At 69.7% G+C, this 17,290-nt stretch carries 14 protein-coding genes and 1 tRNA gene; 10 read left to right on the top strand and 5 right to left on the bottom strand.

Annotated elements, in window-relative coordinates:
• Nucleotides 1–49 precede the first annotated feature (49 nt).
• Nucleotides 50–2,239 (top strand): catalase/peroxidase HPI, encoded by a 2,190-nt coding sequence (gene katG, locus M6B22_RS11605; RefSeq protein ID WP_407935689.1) that lies wholly within the window; start codon nucleotides 50–52, stop codon nucleotides 2,237–2,239.
• 50 nt (nucleotides 2,240–2,289) lie between these two features.
• Here katG and M6B22_RS11600 read toward each other — a convergent pair whose 3' ends face one another.
• The gene (locus M6B22_RS11600; RefSeq protein ID WP_269441708.1) at nucleotides 2,290–2,823 is read right to left on the bottom strand and encodes a MarR family winged helix-turn-helix transcriptional regulator; all 534 of its coding nucleotides are present in this window, start codon (nucleotides 2,821–2,823) and stop codon (nucleotides 2,290–2,292) included.
• Between the two features lie 95 nt (nucleotides 2,824–2,918).
• On the opposite strand from M6B22_RS11600, the gene M6B22_RS11595 reads away from it, so the two are divergent.
• The 3 genes from M6B22_RS11595 (at nucleotide 2,919) to M6B22_RS11585 (ending at nucleotide 4,665) form a co-directional block, all read left to right on the top strand.
• Complete coding sequence (locus M6B22_RS11595) at nucleotides 2,919–3,566, top strand: FMN-dependent NADH-azoreductase (RefSeq protein ID WP_269441707.1); 648 nt, start codon at nucleotides 2,919–2,921, stop codon at nucleotides 3,564–3,566.
• A gap of 291 nt (nucleotides 3,567–3,857) precedes the next feature.
• Nucleotides 3,858–3,948, top strand: a tRNA-Ser gene (locus tag M6B22_RS11590).
• A 174-nt stretch (nucleotides 3,949–4,122) separates the two neighbouring features.
• Nucleotides 4,123–4,665 (top strand): hypothetical protein, encoded by a 543-nt coding sequence (locus tag M6B22_RS11585; protein WP_269441706.1) that lies wholly within the window; start codon nucleotides 4,123–4,125, stop codon nucleotides 4,663–4,665.
• A gap of 16 nt (nucleotides 4,666–4,681) precedes the next feature.
• On the opposite strand, the gene M6B22_RS11580 is transcribed toward M6B22_RS11585, so the two are convergent.
• A complete protein-coding gene (locus M6B22_RS11580; protein ID WP_269441705.1) occupies nucleotides 4,682–5,689 on the bottom strand; it encodes a helix-turn-helix transcriptional regulator in 1,008 nt (335 codons plus the stop codon).
• Between the two features lie 171 nt (nucleotides 5,690–5,860).
• On the opposite strand from M6B22_RS11580, the gene M6B22_RS11575 reads away from it, so the two are divergent.
• Both M6B22_RS11575 and M6B22_RS11570 read left to right on the top strand, forming a co-directional pair.
• Nucleotides 5,861–6,028: a hypothetical protein gene (locus tag M6B22_RS11575; protein ID WP_269441704.1), complete on the top strand. Its 168-nt coding sequence runs from the start codon at nucleotides 5,861–5,863 to the stop codon at nucleotides 6,026–6,028.
• A 232-nt stretch (nucleotides 6,029–6,260) separates the two neighbouring features.
• The gene (locus M6B22_RS11570; RefSeq protein ID WP_407935688.1) at nucleotides 6,261–7,130 is read left to right on the top strand and encodes a phosphoribosylaminoimidazolesuccinocarboxamide synthase; all 870 of its coding nucleotides are present in this window, start codon (nucleotides 6,261–6,263) and stop codon (nucleotides 7,128–7,130) included.
• On the opposite strand, the gene M6B22_RS11565 is transcribed toward M6B22_RS11570, so the two are convergent.
• Complete coding sequence (locus M6B22_RS11565) at nucleotides 7,111–7,608, bottom strand: MarR family winged helix-turn-helix transcriptional regulator (protein WP_269441702.1); 498 nt, start codon at nucleotides 7,606–7,608, stop codon at nucleotides 7,111–7,113. The two genes, M6B22_RS11570 and M6B22_RS11565, sit on opposite strands and share 20 nt — an antisense overlap.
• Nucleotides 7,609–7,694: 86 nt before the next feature.
• Between M6B22_RS11565 and M6B22_RS11560 the strand changes: the two genes are divergently transcribed.
• Complete coding sequence (locus M6B22_RS11560) at nucleotides 7,695–8,273, top strand: NADPH-dependent FMN reductase (protein ID WP_269441701.1); 579 nt, start codon at nucleotides 7,695–7,697, stop codon at nucleotides 8,271–8,273.
• 68 nt (nucleotides 8,274–8,341) lie between these two features.
• Nucleotides 8,342–9,931 carry a succinic semialdehyde dehydrogenase gene (locus M6B22_RS11555; RefSeq protein WP_269441700.1) on the top strand — a complete coding sequence of 530 codons (1,590 nt, stop codon included), beginning with the start codon at nucleotides 8,342–8,344 and terminating at the stop codon, nucleotides 9,929–9,931.
• A gap of 8 nt (nucleotides 9,932–9,939) precedes the next feature.
• Here the strand turns inward: M6B22_RS11555 and M6B22_RS11550 are convergent, their stop codons facing one another.
• Nucleotides 9,940–11,445 (bottom strand): LCP family protein, encoded by a 1,506-nt coding sequence (locus M6B22_RS11550; RefSeq protein ID WP_269441699.1) that lies wholly within the window; start codon nucleotides 11,443–11,445, stop codon nucleotides 9,940–9,942.
• 64 nt (nucleotides 11,446–11,509) lie between these two features.
• On the bottom strand, nucleotides 11,510–12,967 hold the full coding sequence (locus M6B22_RS11545) for a hypothetical protein (RefSeq protein ID WP_269441698.1): 1,458 nt from the start codon (nucleotides 12,965–12,967) through the stop codon (nucleotides 11,510–11,512).
• A 43-nt stretch (nucleotides 12,968–13,010) separates the two neighbouring features.
• Here M6B22_RS11545 and M6B22_RS11540 point away from each other — a divergent pair, with 43 nt between their 5' ends.
• Both M6B22_RS11540 and M6B22_RS11535 read left to right on the top strand, forming a co-directional pair.
• Entirely contained in the window at nucleotides 13,011–14,699 is a 1,689-nt protein-coding gene (locus tag M6B22_RS11540; protein WP_269441697.1) for a stealth family protein, read from the top strand.
• 1 nt (nucleotide 14,700) lies between these two features.
• Nucleotides 14,701–17,277 carry a bifunctional glycosyltransferase/CDP-glycerol:glycerophosphate glycerophosphotransferase gene (locus M6B22_RS11535; RefSeq protein WP_269441696.1) on the top strand — a complete coding sequence of 859 codons (2,577 nt, stop codon included), beginning with the start codon at nucleotides 14,701–14,703 and terminating at the stop codon, nucleotides 17,275–17,277.
• Nucleotides 17,278–17,290 lie beyond the last annotated feature (13 nt).

The following is a 17,290-nucleotide window of genomic DNA, read 5'->3' as shown; positions in this document are numbered from 1 at the left end:
CCCCTCCAGTCCATCAGCCGAGAGAGCTAACCAGCCAGACAGGAGAGCGATCGACGTGTCCGAAAGCGAAAACCCGGTAATCTCAGCCCCCGCCCCGAAGGCGACCGCACCGCGGACGAACCGGGACTGGTGGCCGAACCAGCTGAACCTGCAGGTGCTTCATCAGCACTCGCCCCGGTCCAACCCGCTCGGTGAGGACTTCAACTACGCCGAGGAGTTCGCCAGCCTCGACCTGGCGGCCCTGCGGCAGGACGTCGTCGACGTGCTGACCGACTCGCAGGACTGGTGGCCGGCCGATCACGGCAACTACGGGCCGCTGTTCGTCCGGATGAGCTGGCACTCGGCGGGCACCTACCGCATCGCCGACGGGCGCGGCGGCGGCGGCGCGGGCGCGCAGCGCTTCGCCCCGCTCAACAGCTGGCCGGACAATGCGGGTCTGGACAAGGCCCGGCGGCTGCTGTGGCCGGTCAAGCAGAAGCACGGCCGCAAGATCTCCTGGGCCGACCTGCTCGTGTACGCAGGCAACGTCGCGATGGAGGAGATGGGTTTCACCACCTTCGGCTTCGGTTTCGGTCGTGAGGACGTCTGGGAGCCCGAGGAGATCTTCTGGGGACCTGAGGACAGCTGGCTCGGCGACGAGCGTTACAGCGGTGACCGCGAGCTGTCCAACCCGTTGGGTGCGGTGCAGATGGGGTTGATCTACGTCAACCCGGAGGGCCCGAACGGCGAGCCCGACCCGCTGAAGGCTGCCCGGGACATCCGCGAGACGTTCGCCCGGATGGCGATGGACGATGAGGAGACGCTGGCCTTGATCGCCGGCGGGCACACCTTCGGCAAGACGCACGGCGCCGGGCCCGCCGACCACATCGGGCCCGAGCCGGAGGCCGCGCCGCTGGAGGATCAGGGTCTGGGCTGGAAGAGCAGGTACGGCAGCGGCAAGGGAGCCGATGCGATCGTCAGCGGGCTCGAGGTCACCTGGACGCCGACGCCCACCACGTGGGACAACACCTTCTTCGAGACCCTGTTCGGTTACGAGTGGGAGCTGGTCAAGAGCCCGGCCGGTGCCTGGCAGTACCAGGCGAAGGACGGCGCCGGCGCCAACACCGTGCCCGACCCGGCGACCGGCGAGCTCACCCGTCCGCCGACGATGCTGGTCACCGACGTCGCGCTGCGGGTGGATCCGATCTACGAGCCGATCGCCCGTCGCTTCCTGGAGCACCCGGACGAGTTCGCGACCGCGTTCGCCAAGGCCTGGTACAAGCTGTTGCACCGCGACATGGGGCCGGTCTCGCGCTTCCTCGGCCCGTGGGTGCCCGAGCCGCAGCTGTGGCAGGACCCGGTCCCGGCCGTCGACCACGAGCTGATCGACGCCGCCGACATCGCCGCGCTCAAGGGCAAGCTGCTCGCCTCGGGGCCGTCGGCCTCGCAGTTGGTCCGCACCGCCTGGGCGGCGGCGGCCAGCTTCCGCGGCACCGACAAGCGGGGCGGCGCGAACGGCGCGCGGCTGCGCCTGGAGCCGCAGCGCAGCTGGGAAATCAACGAGCCTGCCGAGCTCGCCACGGTGCTGCCCGCCCTCGAGCGGGTTCAGCAGGACTTCAACAGCGCCCAGTCCGGCGGCAAGAAGGTCTCACTGGCTGACCTGATCGTGCTCGGCGGCTGCGCTGCCGTCGAGCAGGCCGCGAAGCGCGCCGGAGTCGAGGTGAGCGTGCCGTTCGCGCCCGGACGCACCGACGCCTCGCAGGAGCTGACCGACGTGGACTCCTTCGCGGTGCTCGAGCCCCGCGCGGACGGTTTCCGCAGCTACGTGCACGCCGGGGAGAAGCTCGCTCCGGAGACGCTGCTGCTGGACAGGGCCAACATGCTGAACCTGACAGCCCCCGAGATGACCGTCCTCATCGGCGGCATGCGGGCACTCGATGCCAACGTCGCACAGAGGAAGCACGGCGTGTTGACCGACCAGCCGGGCGTCTTGACGAACGACTTCTTCGTCAACCTGCTCGACATGGGCACCGAATGGAAGGTGTCGACGGCCGACGAGAACGTCTACGAAGGTCACGACCGCGCCAGCGGTGCGGCCAAGTGGACCGCGACCGCCGTCGACCTCGTCTTCGGCGCCAACTCCCAGTTGCGCGCCGTCGCGGAGTACTACGCCGCCGCGGACGCCAAGGAAACCTTCGTGCACGACTTCGTGGCCGCGTGGGACAAGGTCATGAACCTCGACCGGTTCGACCTCGCCTGAGTCGCTGACGTCCGGGCCGGAGGCGCGCAGCCACCGGCCCGGACGCCAGCTCAGCAGTCCGCGGTGTCGTCCGTACCGGCAAGTCGACGGTCGCGCGCGCCGTCGCACTCGCCACGGATGTGGGTGCGCAGCCGTTCGCCGATCGAGCCCAGCGCGGCAACCTGGGTCGGGTCGAGCGGATCGATCACCAGGTGCCGCACGGCGGCCGCGTGGCCAGGGGCGGCGGCGACCACCTTCTCCCATCCCGGCCCGGACAGGATCGCGTTCGTGTAGCGGCCGTTGCCCGGATCGGGCTCGCGGCGGACGAATCCCCGCTGCTCCAGTCGCTTGATCACGTTCGACAGCCGGGACAGCGAACCGCCGGTCAGCTCTGCCAGCTCGCTCATCCGCAACGTTCGCTCCGGCGCCATCGACAGCCGGCTGAGCACCAGATACTCGAACAGATTGACGCCGGCGTCGCGCTGGAGCTGGGTGTCCAGCGCGCCCGGCAACTGGAGCACGAGGTAGGCGACGGCGATCCATGCCTGCTGCTCGTCGTCCGAGAGCCAGCGCGGTTCGGCCGGGTGGACGGAGCGGGCGGCCATGCCCGCAAGGATACGAGGAACGCCGCGGTCCCTCTTGACTTCAATGTTGAAGTACGGAACCGTCACTTCAACATTGAAGTCTCCTGGAGGTCGACATGCCCCTGTTCCGTCTTGATGCCAGCATCCGTGCCGAGGGCTCGGCGAGCCGCGAGATCGCCGATGTGGTGGAAGCCGAATGGGTGGCCGCCCATCCCCACGACACCATCGAGCGGCGGCACATCGGCGTCGACGTGTTGGGCGCCGATATGTGGGCGCAGGCAGTGGCCGGCAACCGGGTGGCTGCCGACGCCCGCTCCCCGGAGCAGCAGGCGGCCGTCGCGCTGGCGGCGGCACTGGTCGACGAACTGCTTGCCGCCGACGCGATCGTGCTGGCCGTCCCGCTCTACAACTTCGGGGTGTCGCAGCACGTCAAGACGTGGATGGACCTGATCATCGCGGACCCGCGGGCCGGGGCCGGGGCAGCGCCGCTTCTCGCCGGCAAGCCGGTCGTGCTGTGCACGGTGCGCGGTGGCGCGTACGGCGCAGGGACGCCGCGCGAGGGCTGGGACCACTCCACCGGCTACCTACGCCGGATTCTCGAGGACGTCTGGGGTGCCGACCTCACCGTCGTCGAACGGGAGTTCACCCTGGTCGGTGTCAACCCCGCGCTGAACGAGTTCGCCGAACTCGCGGACGACCTGTACCAAGGCGCGCTGGAGTCGGCCCGCGACGCAGGCAAAGAACTGGCTGCGCGCGCCGCCTGACGGACGCGCGCGGATCGGTCGGGCCCGAACTCCTCGCTGAGACGGACCGTGGCGTCGTAGGGCAGCTCGTAGGTCGTGGGAGACGTTGGGAATGCGGGCGCCCTCGGCGCGGCGGGCTGGAACTGGCCCACCTCCTCGAACGGGCGGGCCTCCCGCTGGTCGGCCTGGCACGCACGACGCGGGCTTCGACCTCGCCCTGGCCGGCCGAACTCCACCGACCGGTGCGGCCGACTAACCGACGCCGTCGGGCGGGGCCGATGCAGCCGGCGAGTCCGATAGGTTCGTAGCCTTGGAGGGCTCGCATAGTGGCCTAGTGCGGCGGTCTTGAAAACCGCTGTTGGGTGATCCCCAACCGTGGGTTCGAATCCCACGCCCTCCGCCACTGCGACGCTCGGCTGCGGTCCCGCTGCGGGTACGTGCCCGGCGTGTCGGCTCCCGAGCGGCCACCCGAACTCGCGCCCGGGTATCACATCGGGCGCCGGCCGCTCCTGTCCGAGCAACGCCGGGCATCGCTACGCTGCTCGGACACAGTCGGCACTCATCAGGGGAGCCCGTCATGAAGTTGCGCATCGCCGCGGCCGCAGCCGCGCTGCTCGCCGTCGCCGGGCTCACCGCCTGCAGCAGCAGCACCAATGGCAAGGGTGGGCTCCCTCTCGGCCAGCGCACCAACGCCCCGGTCACCCAGCCGGCGTCGACCAGCGACAGCGGCTCGGCGGCCGCGCCTTCGGGCGAGACGACAGCGGGCGAATCGAGCGCGGCACCACCCACCGCGACCGGCGGGTCGGGCGGCGGCGGCGAATTCTGCATCAAACTGCAGCAGGCGCAGACCAAGCTGGGGCAGATCGGGGACGCGATGAGCGATCCCGCCTCGGCCAAGTCCGCGATCGACGCCGAAGCGGCCGTGTTCAGCGACCTCGAGCGGAGCGCCCCCGAGGAGATCAAGCCCGCGATCCACGATCTGGCCACCGTGCTCAAGGCAGCCGGCGATGCCTTCACCGACCCGGGTGCCGGGACGGCGGGCGCGCTCTCGGACCTGATCCAGAAGCTGCCGGAGGACGCCCGGAAGATAGGGGACTACGTGGCGGCGAACTGCGGCTGAGCGAGACGGCAGCCGCTCAGCCGACCGATGGCCCGTCGGTGTGCCCCGCGCGGGCGGCGATGACCCCGGCCTGGAACCGGCTGGTCGCCCCCACCTGCGCCATGTAGTCCGCGATGTGTCGGCGGCAGGTGCGCACCGAGATCGACAGCCGCCGCGAGATCGCTTCGTCCTTCTCGCCCTCGGCCATCAGCCGCAAGATCGCGGCCCTGGTCTGGTCGAGTTCGGCCGCCTCGCTCTGCCTGCTGATGACCTCCTCCAGCGGCACCGCCTCGGCCCAGAGTTGCTCGAACGTGGCGATCACCCAGGCCACCACGTTGCGCTCGCGCACCACGGCCAGCCCCTGCTGGCCCGCGGTCTCGGTGGGAATCGGCAGCAGCGCGACCTCCTGGTCGATGACCAGGCTGCGGCCGGGCACCGACGGGGCGAACCGGATCTTGGCGCCGTTGTCGGCAAGCTCGGTCAGGTAAGAGCGGGTGTGCCGGTCGCGCAGCGCGGTGTGCTGGTACAGCGCCCTGGTCTTGATCCCGCGGCGCAGGGAGTACAGGTTCGCGATCCGGGTCCGGCTGTCGATGCGCGTACGCGGGAGCCGTCCGGGCGCGACGGACAGCAACTCCTCACGGCACTGGTCGGCGTAGTGCATCAGCACGTTCCCGATCTTGGCCGGATCCGAGATGACGTCGACGGCCGTCTCGTACGCCGCCGAGGTCAGCGCGTCGTTCCACTCCGGCACCAGCCGCCGGATCGTGTTGCGCCTGGCCTCCAGGATCGCGCGGCGGGCGCCCAGCTCGAGATCCTCGGCGCCGAGCACGGTCGCCTCGGCGAGCATCGGACTGACGGCGGTGTGGCGTTCGGCGGCGTCGGTGCGCACCAGTCCCATCTCGGTCAGCCGGGCCAGCGGCTTGTGCACCTCGTCCACGCTGAGTTCGAGCGAGTCCGCCAGGTCGCCGGACGGACGGCCGGGGGCAGCGAGCAAGGACCGGTACAGGGCTATCTCCAGCTCGCCCAGCTCTTCTGAATCGGTCATATCGCCGTCCGGGATTTCGTGCCAGGCAACTTGCTGCCAGTTGGAGGATTTGAAATAGCGTCCGCCCGAATGAATCCTATGGGTAGGGAGTTGTTCGGCAGGCGAGCAGCAAGGGGCACAGGTAGGCTCATTTTTCGTCAATCGGGATCGTGAGAGCGCAAAGGGGGCGACATGACACGCACGACGCTGCGCCGGATGGCGGCGGTGTTCGCCATGGTGGTCGGGTTCGCCTTCGCCGCGAGCGCGGCTCCGGCAGCTGCAGACACGACTTCGCCCAGTGCCGCGACGTCCGCCGGTTTCGGCGGGACGTACTCGGCACTCGGCGATTGGTGGTGGTGACCCCGCCAGCACCCATGCTGCGACCGTAGTCCTGGCGGCCGCAGCAGCCGAACCGATCCCGCCCCGGCAGTAGCCGCGCCGCATCCGTCGATGCGAACCGCGCGCGACGGGGCGGGATCGGTGTCGTTAAGCGGCGTGCCCGGCTCGTGCCAGGATTGGCCGCGTGAGCGAGCTCCCTGGCAGCACAGACAGCACCGACGGCACCGACCATGACGCCGGCGGCGCGGACGGTCTGACCCACCTGCACAGCGGCAAGGTGCGTGACCTCTACCGCACTGCCGACGGCCGGCTGCTGATGGTTGCGAGCGATCGCATCTCGGCCTTCGACTTCATCCTTCAGACGCCGATCCCGGACAAGGGACGGATCCTCACCGCCATGAGCCTCTGGTGGTTCACCCGGCTCGAGGCGCTCGTACCGAACCACCTGATCAGCGTCGACGACCCGGCGATCCCGGCGCACTGGCGCGGGCGCGCCATGCTGTGCCGGCCGTTGCAGATGGTGCCGGTGGAGGCGGTCGCGCGCGGCTATCTCACCGGGTCCGGGCTGCTGGACTACCGGGCGACCGGGGCGGTGTGCGGCGTCGAGCTGCCGGCCGGGCTGGTCGACGGCGACCGGCTGCCCGAGCCGATCTTCACCCCGGCGGCCAAGGCGCAGCTGGGCGAGCACGACGAGAACGTATCCTACCAGGCGGTCGTGGCCACCGTCGGCGCGGAGACGGCCGCGCGGCTGCGGGAGCTGACCCTACGGATCTACGGGCACGCAGCGCAGATCGCGGCCGAGCGGGGCATCCTGCTGGCCGACACCAAGTTCGAGTTCGGGCGCGACCCGGTCAGCGGCGAGTTGGTGCTGGGCGACGAGGTGCTCACGCCGGACTCCTCGCGCTTCTGGCCGGCCGATTCGTGGCGGCCGGGCGGCGCTCAGCCGAGCTTCGACAAGCAGTACGTGCGCGACTGGCTGCAGTCCGCTGAATCGGGCTGGGATCGCGGTTCCGAGCAACCGCCGCCGGCGTTGCCCGAGCACGTGGTGGCGGCAACCCGCGCCAGATACGTCGAGGCGTACGAGCGGCTGTCCGGCCTGCGGTTCAGCGATTGGCTGAGTTAGTCGGGGCCAGCGGGAACGCCGGACGCTGTTCGCCGAAGTGGTCGATGACGCGCTCGCCGAGTTCGGTCAGCGCAGCGAGCTGCTCGGCGGTGAGCAGATCGATCAGGTGCCGGCGTACCGAGGCGACGTGCCCGGGGGCGGCCTGCTCGATCGCCGAGTACCCGGCGGGCGTGAGCACGACGAAGGCGCCGCGACCGTCGGAATCGCAGTCGGCGCGGATCACCAGGCCGCGCTGTTCCATGCGGCTCACGTGGTGCGATAGGCGGCTGGCCGACCACTGCATGCTGGCTGCCAGTTCGGACAGCCGGCGGCGCCGGTCCTCGGCCTCGGACAGCGCGGAGAGCACCTGGTAGTCGGGCATCGAGAGGCCGGACTCGCGGGACAGGTCGCGCGCGATCGCGGCGTCGGCGAGCAGCGACATGCGTCGGTAGGCGCGCCACGCCCGCTGCTCGTCCGCACTGAGCCACCGGGTCTGCATGTCGTCCATGATAGCTCAGTTATTGACGCGTCATCAATCTAGCGATACCGTTGACACGTCAAGTTCATCACCGGGGAGGTCCATCGATGGGTAAGCCGGTTCTACAAGTCGTCATCGCGAGCACCCGGCCGGGCCGGGTCGGGCCCACCGTCGCGGACTGGTTCATCGCCCTGGCCGGCCAGCACGCCGGCTTCGACGTGCGGGTGAGCGATCTGGGCGAGCTGGCGTTGCCGCTGATGAACGAACCGAACCACCCCAAGCTGCGGCGCTACCAGCACCAGCACACCAAGGACTGGTCGGCGCAGGTCGATGCCGCCGACGCGTTCGTGTTCGTGCTGCCCGAGTACAACTACACCTTCACCGCACCGCTCAAGAACGCGATCGACTACCTGCACGGCGAATGGGCGTACAAGCCGGTGGGCTTCGTCAGCTACGGAGGCGTCTCCGGCGGGTTGCGGGCGGTCCAGTCGCTCAAGCCGGTGGTGAGCACCCTGAACATGTTCGCGCTGCCGGCCTCGGTGTCGCTGCCGTTCGTCGCCTCCTCGATCGTGGACGGCGTCCTGGTGCCCGGCGAACTCGCGACCGGGACCGCCAAGGCCATGCTCGACGAACTGCTGCGGGTGGCCGACGCGCTCAAGCCGCTGCGCGCGAACTCCGCGGCCTGAGACGGCGCGCCGCGCACAGTGCTGCCGCCGGGCTGGCCGGATTACTGAACGTCGTTCACTATGGACGCATGACCGCCGTCGAGCGCTCCGTCCCCGCCGCGCCGGTCGGGCTGCCGCCGGTGCTGACCGGTGGCGGCACCGACCGGCTGCTCAGCCAGGTGCGTTGCACCTCGGGGGCGAGCAAGCGCACGAGGGCCCCGTATAGCGGCGAGGTGCTGGCCGAGCTGCCGCAGTGCGGTCCGGCCGATGTCGCCGCCGCGTTCGTGCGCGCACGCGCCGCGCAGCGCGCCTGGGCGGCGACCCCGGTGCGCCGGCGCGCGGCGATCTTCCTGCGGATGCACGACCTGCTGTTGGCCCGGCAGGACGAGATCATGGATCTGATCCAGGCCGAGAACGGCAAGTCGCGCCGCGACGCGTTCCTCGAGGTCGCCGACATCGCGAACACGGCGCGGTACTACGTACGCACCGCCGCCGGCCTGCTGCGCCCCAAGCGCCGCACCGGGCTGCTGCCCGGCCTCACCGCCACCCGCGAGCTGCGGCACCCCAAGGGCGTCGTCTGCGTCATCTCGCCGTGGAACTACCCGCTCGCGCTGGCCGCCGGCGACACCATCCCGGCGCTGATTGCGGGCAATGCGGTGGTGCAGAAGCCGGACAACCAGACCGCGCTCACCGCGTTGTGGGCGTTGCAACTGGCCCGCGAGGCCGGTCTGCCCGCGGATAGCTGGCAGCTGGTGCTGGGAAGCGGTGCCACGATCGGGGACACCCTTATCGAGAACGCCGACTACCTGATGTTCACCGGCTCGACCGCGACCGGCCGAGGGATGGCCGAGCGGGCGGCAGCGCGGCTGATCGGCTCGTCGATGGAGCTCGGCGGCAAGAACGCGATGTTGGTGCTCGACGATGCGGACCTGGACCGCACGGTCGAGGGCGCGGTGCGGGCGTGCTTCTCCTCCTCCGGCCAGCTGTGCATCTCGATCGAGCGGATGTATGTCCAGGACGCGATCTTCGACGCCTTCGTCACGCGCTTCGTCGACGCGGTCCGGGCGATGCGTCTCGGCGGCGGCTACGACTTCGGCTACGACATGGGCTCACTCACCACCGCCGCCCAGCTCGACGCGGTGACCGCGCACGTCCAGGACGCGGTGGCCCACGGCGCGCGGGTGCTGGCCGGCGGCAGGGCGCGGCCGGACCTCGGACCGCTGTTCTTCGAGCCGACCGTGCTCGCCGATGTCCCGCCCGCAGCGCGCTGCTTCGGGGACGAGACGTTCGGTCCGCTCGTCAGCGTGTATCGATTTGTCGACATCGAGGACGGCATCGCGCGGGCGAACGACTCCGCGTACGGGTTGAACGCCAGCGTCTGGTCGCGTAGCCCGCGGCGTGGGCGCGACGTCGCGGCCCGGCTGCACGCCGGCACGGTCAACATCAACGAGGGCTACGCCGCGGCCTGGGGTTCGGTGGACGCACCGATGGGCGGCGTGGGTGATTCCGGGCTGGGCCGCAGGCACGGCAGCGAGGGGCTGCTGAAGTACACCGAGGCGCAGACCGTGGCCCGTCAACGGCTCGTCAACCTGGCCCCGCCGGGCCGGCTGAGCCATGCGTCCTTCGCGCGCATCATGACCAGATCGCTGGCGCTGCTGCGCCGGATCGGCTGGCGCTGAGCCGGGTACTAGTTGATGCAGCCGGCGTCGATCGGCTTGGGCGCCTTGGTCGCCTTCGACGGTGTGGTGGAGCCGGATGCCTTGGCCCTGACAGCGAGCCCGTCGGCTCCGAGCACCAGCGTCAGCTGGGTGACGGCGCTCTTCTCGAACACCACCGTCTTGGGCAGGTAGGCCGCCAGCGCTTTGGCCTGCGCCTGCATGCCGTCGGCGTAGCGGATCGTCGTCGCGTCCAGCGTGGTGCCCTGCGTGGAGTACGTGGCGTGGAAGCCGTAGGCCTGCAGCCGTGCGGCGTTCGTCTGCGCCGCCCCGTTCGTCTTGCCACCGTTGAGCACCGCGACGGTCACCGAGGCCGGATCGGCGGCCTGGACCGGACCGAGCACGTCCTGGCCGGACCCGAGCAGGTTCTTGACGAACTGCTTGACCTGCGCCGGGTCGACGATCTCGACACTGCCCACGTCCGTGGTGTCGAAGCGCACGAACGGGATCGTCTGGCCCTTGATGTTGTTCGCGTTCAACCCGCTGATCTGCTGGGCGAAGTTGAGGACGTTGAACCCCGGGCCGACGTACAGCGACTTGGTCACCGCGCTGATCAGGCCGTTCAGCCGTCCCGGGTTGAGCAGCGTGCCGGCCGAGGCGATCTTGCGGAACGCAGCGGTCAGGAAGTACCGCTGCCGCGCGGCACGGTCGAGGTCTCCGTTGGGCAGGCCGTGCCGCTGCCGCACGAACTCCAGGGCGGTGACCCCGCTGATCTCGTGCTTGCCCGCCGACAGCACCAGGCCGGAGCCGCCGTCGCTACCGATGGCGCGGTTGTGGGCGACGGTGTCGTCGACCGCGTTGCACAGGTTCACCGTGACCCCGTGGATCGCGTTGCTGATCCGCACGAACCCCAGCAGGTCGACCTGCACGAAGTTGTCGAGCGTCAGACCGGTCAGGTTGGTGACGGTCTGCATCAGCAGCGTCGCACCCGCCCCGCGCTTCTGGTCCGAGCTCCCGGACGTGTTCGTGTAGCCGGTGGCGTAGGCCGAGTTGAGCTTGTTCATCCCGTGGCCGGGGATCGCCACGTACGCATCGCGCGGCAGCGAGATCAGCGCGGCGTTCTTCCCGTTCGCGGGGACGTGCACGATCATCATCGTGTCGGTCGCCAGGCTCCCACCGTCGCGGCCCACCTTGAGCTGGCGCACCTCGGCGTCGGTCATGTTCGAGCGGTCGTCGTTGCCCACGACGAGGATGTTCTGGTCCTTGCCGTCGATGTCCTTGTGGCCGGCCGGCGTCGGCTTGCTGATCGGGATGACGTGCAGGTTCTGGTTCAGATTTCGGTAGTTCCACCAGCCGTAGCCGAAGCCGAGCAGCAGCGCGACGGACAGCAACGCGCCCAGCACCTTGGCGCCCATGCGTCCGGCAACCCACGCGCCGCTGTCCCGTGCCATACCGCGGTGCCGTCCGCCGCCCACCTCGTCCGACGCATGGCTCGGCAGGTGGGCGTTGTCGGGCTCGGAGGGTGACCGGTGAGGCACCAGCGCAGGTTACCCGCGCGCGACAGGGGGAATTGCTGAGCAACTCACCGACAGCCGGGCACCGTCACCGCCGGTGCCGTCCGCGCCAGATGCGTGCCAACTCCTTGACCGCCGGCGCGGCCCGGTGGCGCGGGTCGCGCGCCACGGCGGCCAGCTGGGCGCCGACCCGGTAGCCGCCCGAGCGCTTGATCTGCTTCAGCTCTGCCTCAGCGCGGCGCAGCCGCGAGGTCAAGTCCTGGTCGTTCGGCTTGGGATCGCGCAGGCGCAGCTCGCTGATCCAGGCGCGAAGTTCGCGATGCACCGCCGGATCGGTACTCCCGGACTCGGTGAGTAGCGAGATCGTCAGCCGCACGCCCGAGCCGACCCCGAGCTGCGCCGCGGCTCGTGCCCACCGCAAGGCCATCGCCTCGTCCCGTTCACGGAGGTGCCCGCTCAACGCGACCTTGGCGACCCGCACGCAGGCCTCGCCGTCACCGTCCGCTGCGAAGCTCATCAGGTTCTGCAGATCCTCGAGCGTGGTGACGTCCGTGGGCGACCAGGCGCTCCGGGCGACTCGTTCGACCGTGGCCAGCTTGCCCCGGCGTTCGGCGAAATGGGTGCGGATGTACTCGCTGGACTCGGCCGGATCAATCCTCACGCCGGTCTCCAGTTCGACGTCCAACGGATAGCCGAGCTCGGTCAAGTGGGTCCGGAACAGGTCGTTGTAGTAGGTCAGGTCGTCCGGACGGAACCACTGCCGGAAGGCTCCGGAGGACTTCGAACGCACGATGTGTCCGAACATCGCCGACTCGGTGTTCGACACCGTCGTGACGGCGACGCCGAGATAGTCGGCAAGGTCGGCCAGGTCGCCGGCGATGAACCGCTCGTAGCGAACGGGGTGGAATTCCTGCTCCCGCATCAGCCCCTGCTGCGCGGTCAGGTCCCACATCATCTGCTTGTACGGCGGCCCGCCGATCCCGAGCGTCTCGGTCAGCTCGAACAGCTCGCGCACCGAGATCGAGGCGGGGTCGGCCTCCTTCTGCTCGAGGGCTGCGATGAACTGCTCGACCTCTGCCTCACCCACTCGCTCGAGCGCCCGCTTGGTGAGGGGCCGGAACAACAGGGTGCTGACCAGCACGTCGCGCGGGTCGCGGACGGTGATGATCCGGCGGTCGAAGGCGAGCGGATCCGGCACGGCGCCCTCGAGTCCGTCGAGGGTGCGCTTGACCAGGACCGGTTGACCGGGCGCCAGCCGGAAGATGTTGTCGACGCGGAACGCGTGGCGCGGCTCGAACATCGTGCGCGCAGCGATCCCGGCGGCAACCAGTGCTGCCTTGACGGAGGCGTACAGGCCGGTCGTTCCCGTCTTGCTCGCCCCGACGATGACAATGTGGTCTTTGCCCGGGTTCGGTGGCGGAACACTCACCGGAAGACTCCCCTGACCTCTCAACTGCCGGGGGCGCGACCCCGGTCGTCTGTCAGCAAGCACTCGCGGCAGCGCGAGCGCGCGGCTGAAGTACGGTAAACGTTCGATACGTGACACGGACACGGTCACGCTACCGGAGGAGCTACAGGGCGAGGTGGGCATGTTCGGCGGGCTGAAGCAGCAGGTGACGGCGCGACTACCCGAGTCGACCCTGCTGCGGCTCGTACGGTTCCGCAACGGCGAGCTCGGCTGGCAGGTGAGCACCGCCGCACGGCTGCGTAGCTTGTCCGGCCGCCAGGCAAACGGGATGCACTGGGCCGGCCGCCACCTGATCCCGCACGTCGTGCACGAGTACGACGCACACCAGCACCGCCGCGACACGGCGCGCGCGATCGGGGTGGCCCTCGACGGCGCGGGTGTGGCCTACGTGGTACTGCCTGCCACGCACGAGTCGCCCGTACAGATCGCGGTCGCCGAGGAGGATCGCCCGCGGGCCACGGCGGCCCTGGTTGCCGGCCTCGCGGGCCCCGGATGGGCGGTGGCGCCGCCGGTGAGCCCGGCTCGCGGCTGGGCCGGCGTGGGCATGCCGCTGTGCGAACCGGCCGGCCGGGCCGAGCTGGACTCGAGCGCCCACTGCATCCTGTTCCGCCAGGTCGCCGCGCCGGACGGAACGGTGGTGAACGATGCCGGAACCGGCATCCCGCTCGACTTCTGGCGGACGGTCACCCGCGAAGACGAGCCGCGGGTGGACGGTGGCATGTTCGAACCGGGTACCCGGATCGCGTCGGACGAGGACAACGCCGTCACCGGCTATCTCAGTCCGGGCGCCTGGGAGGAAGCCGTGCATTCGCCGGCGCACTGGCCGGCCGCCGCGGGCAAACCGTCGGTGTTCCAGGTCCGCGAACCGATCGATGTCGTCTACACCTGGGTGGACGGAGACGATCCGGCGTGGCGCGCCCGCAAGGCAGCGGTCTCCTCGCCCGAGGAGGCGGCTGAGCTCAACCGCACCGCGGTCCACCCATCACGGTTCGCGTCCCGGGACGAACTGCGCTACTCGCTGCGCTCGGTCGCCATGTACGCGAACTGGGTCCGGCGGATCTACCTGGTCACCGATCAGCAGGTGCCGCCGTGGCTGGACACCAGTCACCCCAAGATCCAGGTGGTCGACCACAAGCAGATCTTCAGCGACCCGAGCGTGCTGCCGGTGTTCAACTCGCACGCGATCGAGTCGCAACTGCACCACATCGAGAATCTGTCCGACCGCTACCTGTACCTGAACGACGACGTCTTCTTCGGCCGCCTCGTGCAGCCCGAGCTGTTCTTCGAGGCGAACGGCCTGTCGTACTTCTTCCTGTCCAAGGGCACGCTGGACATCGACCCGCCGAGCAGCCGCGACCTGCCGGTGATGAGTGCCGCCAAGCGCAACCGGGCGCTGATCGAGGAGCGCTTCGGGGTGACCGTGACGCACAAGTTCAAGCACACCCCGATCGCGCAGCAGCGGACCGTCCTGGAAGAGATGGAAAAGCAGTACCCCGAGCTGTTCGCGCAGGTGGCGCGCTCCCGCTTCCGCCATCCGGACGACTACTCGATCACCTCAGCGCTGCACCACTACTACGCGTACAACCTCGGCCGGGCCGTGCCGGGACGGATCAGGTACGCCTACCAGGACATCGCCCGCCCGGACACCGAACGGCGGTTGACGAACCTGCTGCGTACTCGCGACTACGACGTGTTCTGCCTGAACGACCATGAGACGGCGGAGTCGGACGTGCAGTCGCAGAAGCGCATCCTGGCCGACTTCCTGCCGCGGTACTTCCCGCTGCCGAGCCCGTTCGAGAAGGCGAGCTAGATTGCCTGCCGCGGCCGGGCCACGGTTCTCGATCGTCTCCGCGGTACACAACGTGCAGCGCTTCCTGCCCGAGTTCATCGCCTCGATCGACCGACAGACGTTCGACCTGGAGCGCGTCGAGGTCGTCATGGTCGACGACGGTTCGACGGACGCCTCGCTGGCCGAACTGCAGGAGTGGGCGGCGCGCCGTCCCGGCCTGGTGACCGTGCTGTCGCAGCCGAACGCCGGCCAGGGTGCGGCGCGCAACACCGCCCTCGAGCACGTGCACGGCGAGTGGGTGACGTTCCCCGACCCGGACGACACGCTGGACCCGGACTACCTGTCGATCGTCGACCGCTTCCTGACTGCGAACGAGCGGGTAGCACTGGTAGCTACCAACCGGATCATGTTCTACGAGAAGACCGGCGTCGTCGCCGAGGACCACCCGATGCGCCGGATGATGACGAGCGATCAACTCGTCGACCTCGACCGGTCCCCGGGCTTCTTCCACAACAGTGTCGCCACCGGCTTCTTCCGGCGCGAGGTGATCGAGCGGGAGGGGTTGACCTTCGACAGCCGGATCCGGCCGATCTACGAGGACGGCTATTTCTGCGCGCGCTACCTGCTGGCCTGCGGTGCTCCGCTGGTCGGGTTCCTGCGTTCGGCCCGCTACACCTACCGCAAACGCGGTGACGGCAGCTCGACCTTGCAGAACAGCCTGCTGGACCCCGACCGCTATCTCGCCGTACCGCGCTACGGCTACCTCGACATCCTGCATCGAGCACGCGACGGGCGCGATCACATGCCCGAGTGGCTGCAGACCATGATCCTCTACGACCTGTCCTGGTACTTCAGCTCGGACGCCGCTGTCGCGGGTGTCCCCACCGCGGCCAAGGGCGAAGTGGCCGAGCAGTTCCTCGCGATGCTGGGTGAGATCGCCGGCCTGCTCGACCCGGTAGCGATCGAAAGCTTCGCGTTGCGGCGATTCCCGTCCGAGTGGCGCGACATCCTGCTGCACGGACTGAGCGGGACCCGCTGGGTCTCGCCGTACGTGGTCGTGGACGAGTACGACCGCGCGCAGAAGCTGGTGCGGATCGCCTACCGCTTCGCAGGCGAGCCGCCGGAGGAGGTCATCTACTCGCGCGGGCTCCGGATCGTCCCGGAGCACGCGAAGGTGCGGACGTGCGACTACTTCGAGCACACCCTGCTCTACGAACGCATCGCGTGGGTTCCGGCCGACGGCACCCTGCGGGTCGAACTGGACGGAACGCCCGCGCCGCTGCGGGATGACTGGCCGGTGCCGGTGGTGCTGGACGCCCGGCCCGCGCAGCTGCGTCGCATGGCCGACCCGACCGCCGACGCGAAGGCGCAGGCGGCCCAAGCCGCCGACGAGGTGACCGCGGCCGACCGGGCCGCCCTCCGGCTGGCGCGGTCGGTCCCGGTGCGGCTGAAGTACCGCGGCGCGTGGGCGCTGATGGATCGCCTGCACGAGGCCGACGACAACGCCGAGCGCCTGTTCCGCTACCTGCGTGAGCACCGTCCGGACATCAACGCGTGGTTCGTCCTGCAGGAGGGCACGCCGGACTGGATCCGGCTCAAGCGCGACGGCTTCGGGCGCCGGCTGGTGGCTTACGGGTCGCTGCAGTACAGGCTGCTGATGCTCAATTGCGCGCACCTGCTCTCCTCGCAGGTGGACGCGCCCGTCACGCGGCCGGCCCAGGTCGTGCGATTGGGGGAGCCCGGCTGGCGGTTCACCTTCCTGCAGCACGGCGTGATCAAGGACGACATCTCGCGGTGGCTGAACAGCAAGGACATCGACGTGTTCGTCACGAGCACGCCCGCCGAGTACGAGTCGATCGCCGGCGACCGCACCCCGTACGTCTTCACCTCCAAGGAGGTGAAGATGACCGGCCTGCCACGCTTCGACCGACTGCGCGAACTCGGCGCGACGGTGCGGCCGGACGACCGCAAGTACGTACTGGTGTGTCCGACCTGGCGCGAATGGCTGAACGAGGCGAAGGCACCGGGCTCGCACCGCCGTACCGTCCACCCTGACTTCCTGCAGACCGAGTACGTCCACCAGTGGCGCGCCTTCCTCTGCGATGAGTCGTTGCGACAGCTTGCTGCGGACGAGGGGTTGCGGATCGGGTTCCTGCCGCACCCGAACATCCAACCGGCGCTGCAGCTGATCGACCTGCCGGCGCACGTCGAGCCGCTCGAGTTCACCGGCCGGGACGTGCAGCACCTGATCGCCGAGGCCGCGCTCATGGTGACCGACTACTCCTCGATGGCCTTCAACGCGGCTTACCTGGACCGCCCGGTCGTCTACTTCCAGTTCGACGCGGATCGGGTCCTGGGTGGCGGCCACGTCGGGCGACGCGGCTACTACGACTACGAGCGGGACGGGTTCGGTCCTGTCTGCGCCAGTGTCGAGCAGGCCGTCGCGGCCGTCCGTGGCGCCGTGTCCGGCGCGCGGCGCGCCCCGGCGCCGGAGTATCTGCAGCGCATCGCAGCAACGTTCCCCGAGCGGGACGGCCGGTGCTGTGAGCGCACCGTCGCCGCGGTGGAGAGTTCCGCGCAGGCCGCGCGGCGCAAGTAGCGTGAGCAGCGGC

Source organism: Jatrophihabitans cynanchi (assembly GCF_027247405.1).
Lineage (GTDB): Bacteria > Actinomycetota > Actinomycetes > Mycobacteriales > Jatrophihabitantaceae > Jatrophihabitans_B > Jatrophihabitans_B cynanchi.
Note: the sequence above shows the minus strand (reverse complement) of the source record. Positions and strands in the feature narration are given on the sequence as shown.

Excerpts from the sequence above, each read along its gene's own strand:
- M6B22_RS11585 (WP_269441706.1), top strand. The coding sequence starts at position 4,123 with ATGAAGTTGCGCATCGCCGCGGCCGCAGCCGCGCTGCTCGCCGTCGCC.
- M6B22_RS11600 (WP_269441708.1), bottom strand. The coding sequence starts at position 2,823 with ATGGCCGCCCGCTCCGTCCACCCGGCCGAACCGCGCTGGCTCTCGGAC.
- M6B22_RS11580 (WP_269441705.1), bottom strand. The coding sequence starts at position 5,689 with ATGACCGATTCAGAAGAGCTGGGCGAGCTGGAGATAGCCCTGTACCGG.
- M6B22_RS11555 (WP_269441700.1), top strand. The coding sequence starts at position 8,342 with ATGACCGCCGTCGAGCGCTCCGTCCCCGCCGCGCCGGTCGGGCTGCCG.
- M6B22_RS11565 (WP_269441702.1), bottom strand. The coding sequence starts at position 7,608 with ATGCAGACCCGGTGGCTCAGTGCGGACGAGCAGCGGGCGTGGCGCGCC.
- M6B22_RS11595 (WP_269441707.1), top strand. The coding sequence starts at position 2,919 with ATGCCCCTGTTCCGTCTTGATGCCAGCATCCGTGCCGAGGGCTCGGCG.
- M6B22_RS11575 (WP_269441704.1), top strand. The coding sequence starts at position 5,861 with ATGACACGCACGACGCTGCGCCGGATGGCGGCGGTGTTCGCCATGGTG.
- M6B22_RS11560 (WP_269441701.1), top strand. The coding sequence starts at position 7,695 with ATGGGTAAGCCGGTTCTACAAGTCGTCATCGCGAGCACCCGGCCGGGC.
- M6B22_RS11540 (WP_269441697.1), top strand. The coding sequence starts at position 13,011 with ATGTTCGGCGGGCTGAAGCAGCAGGTGACGGCGCGACTACCCGAGTCG.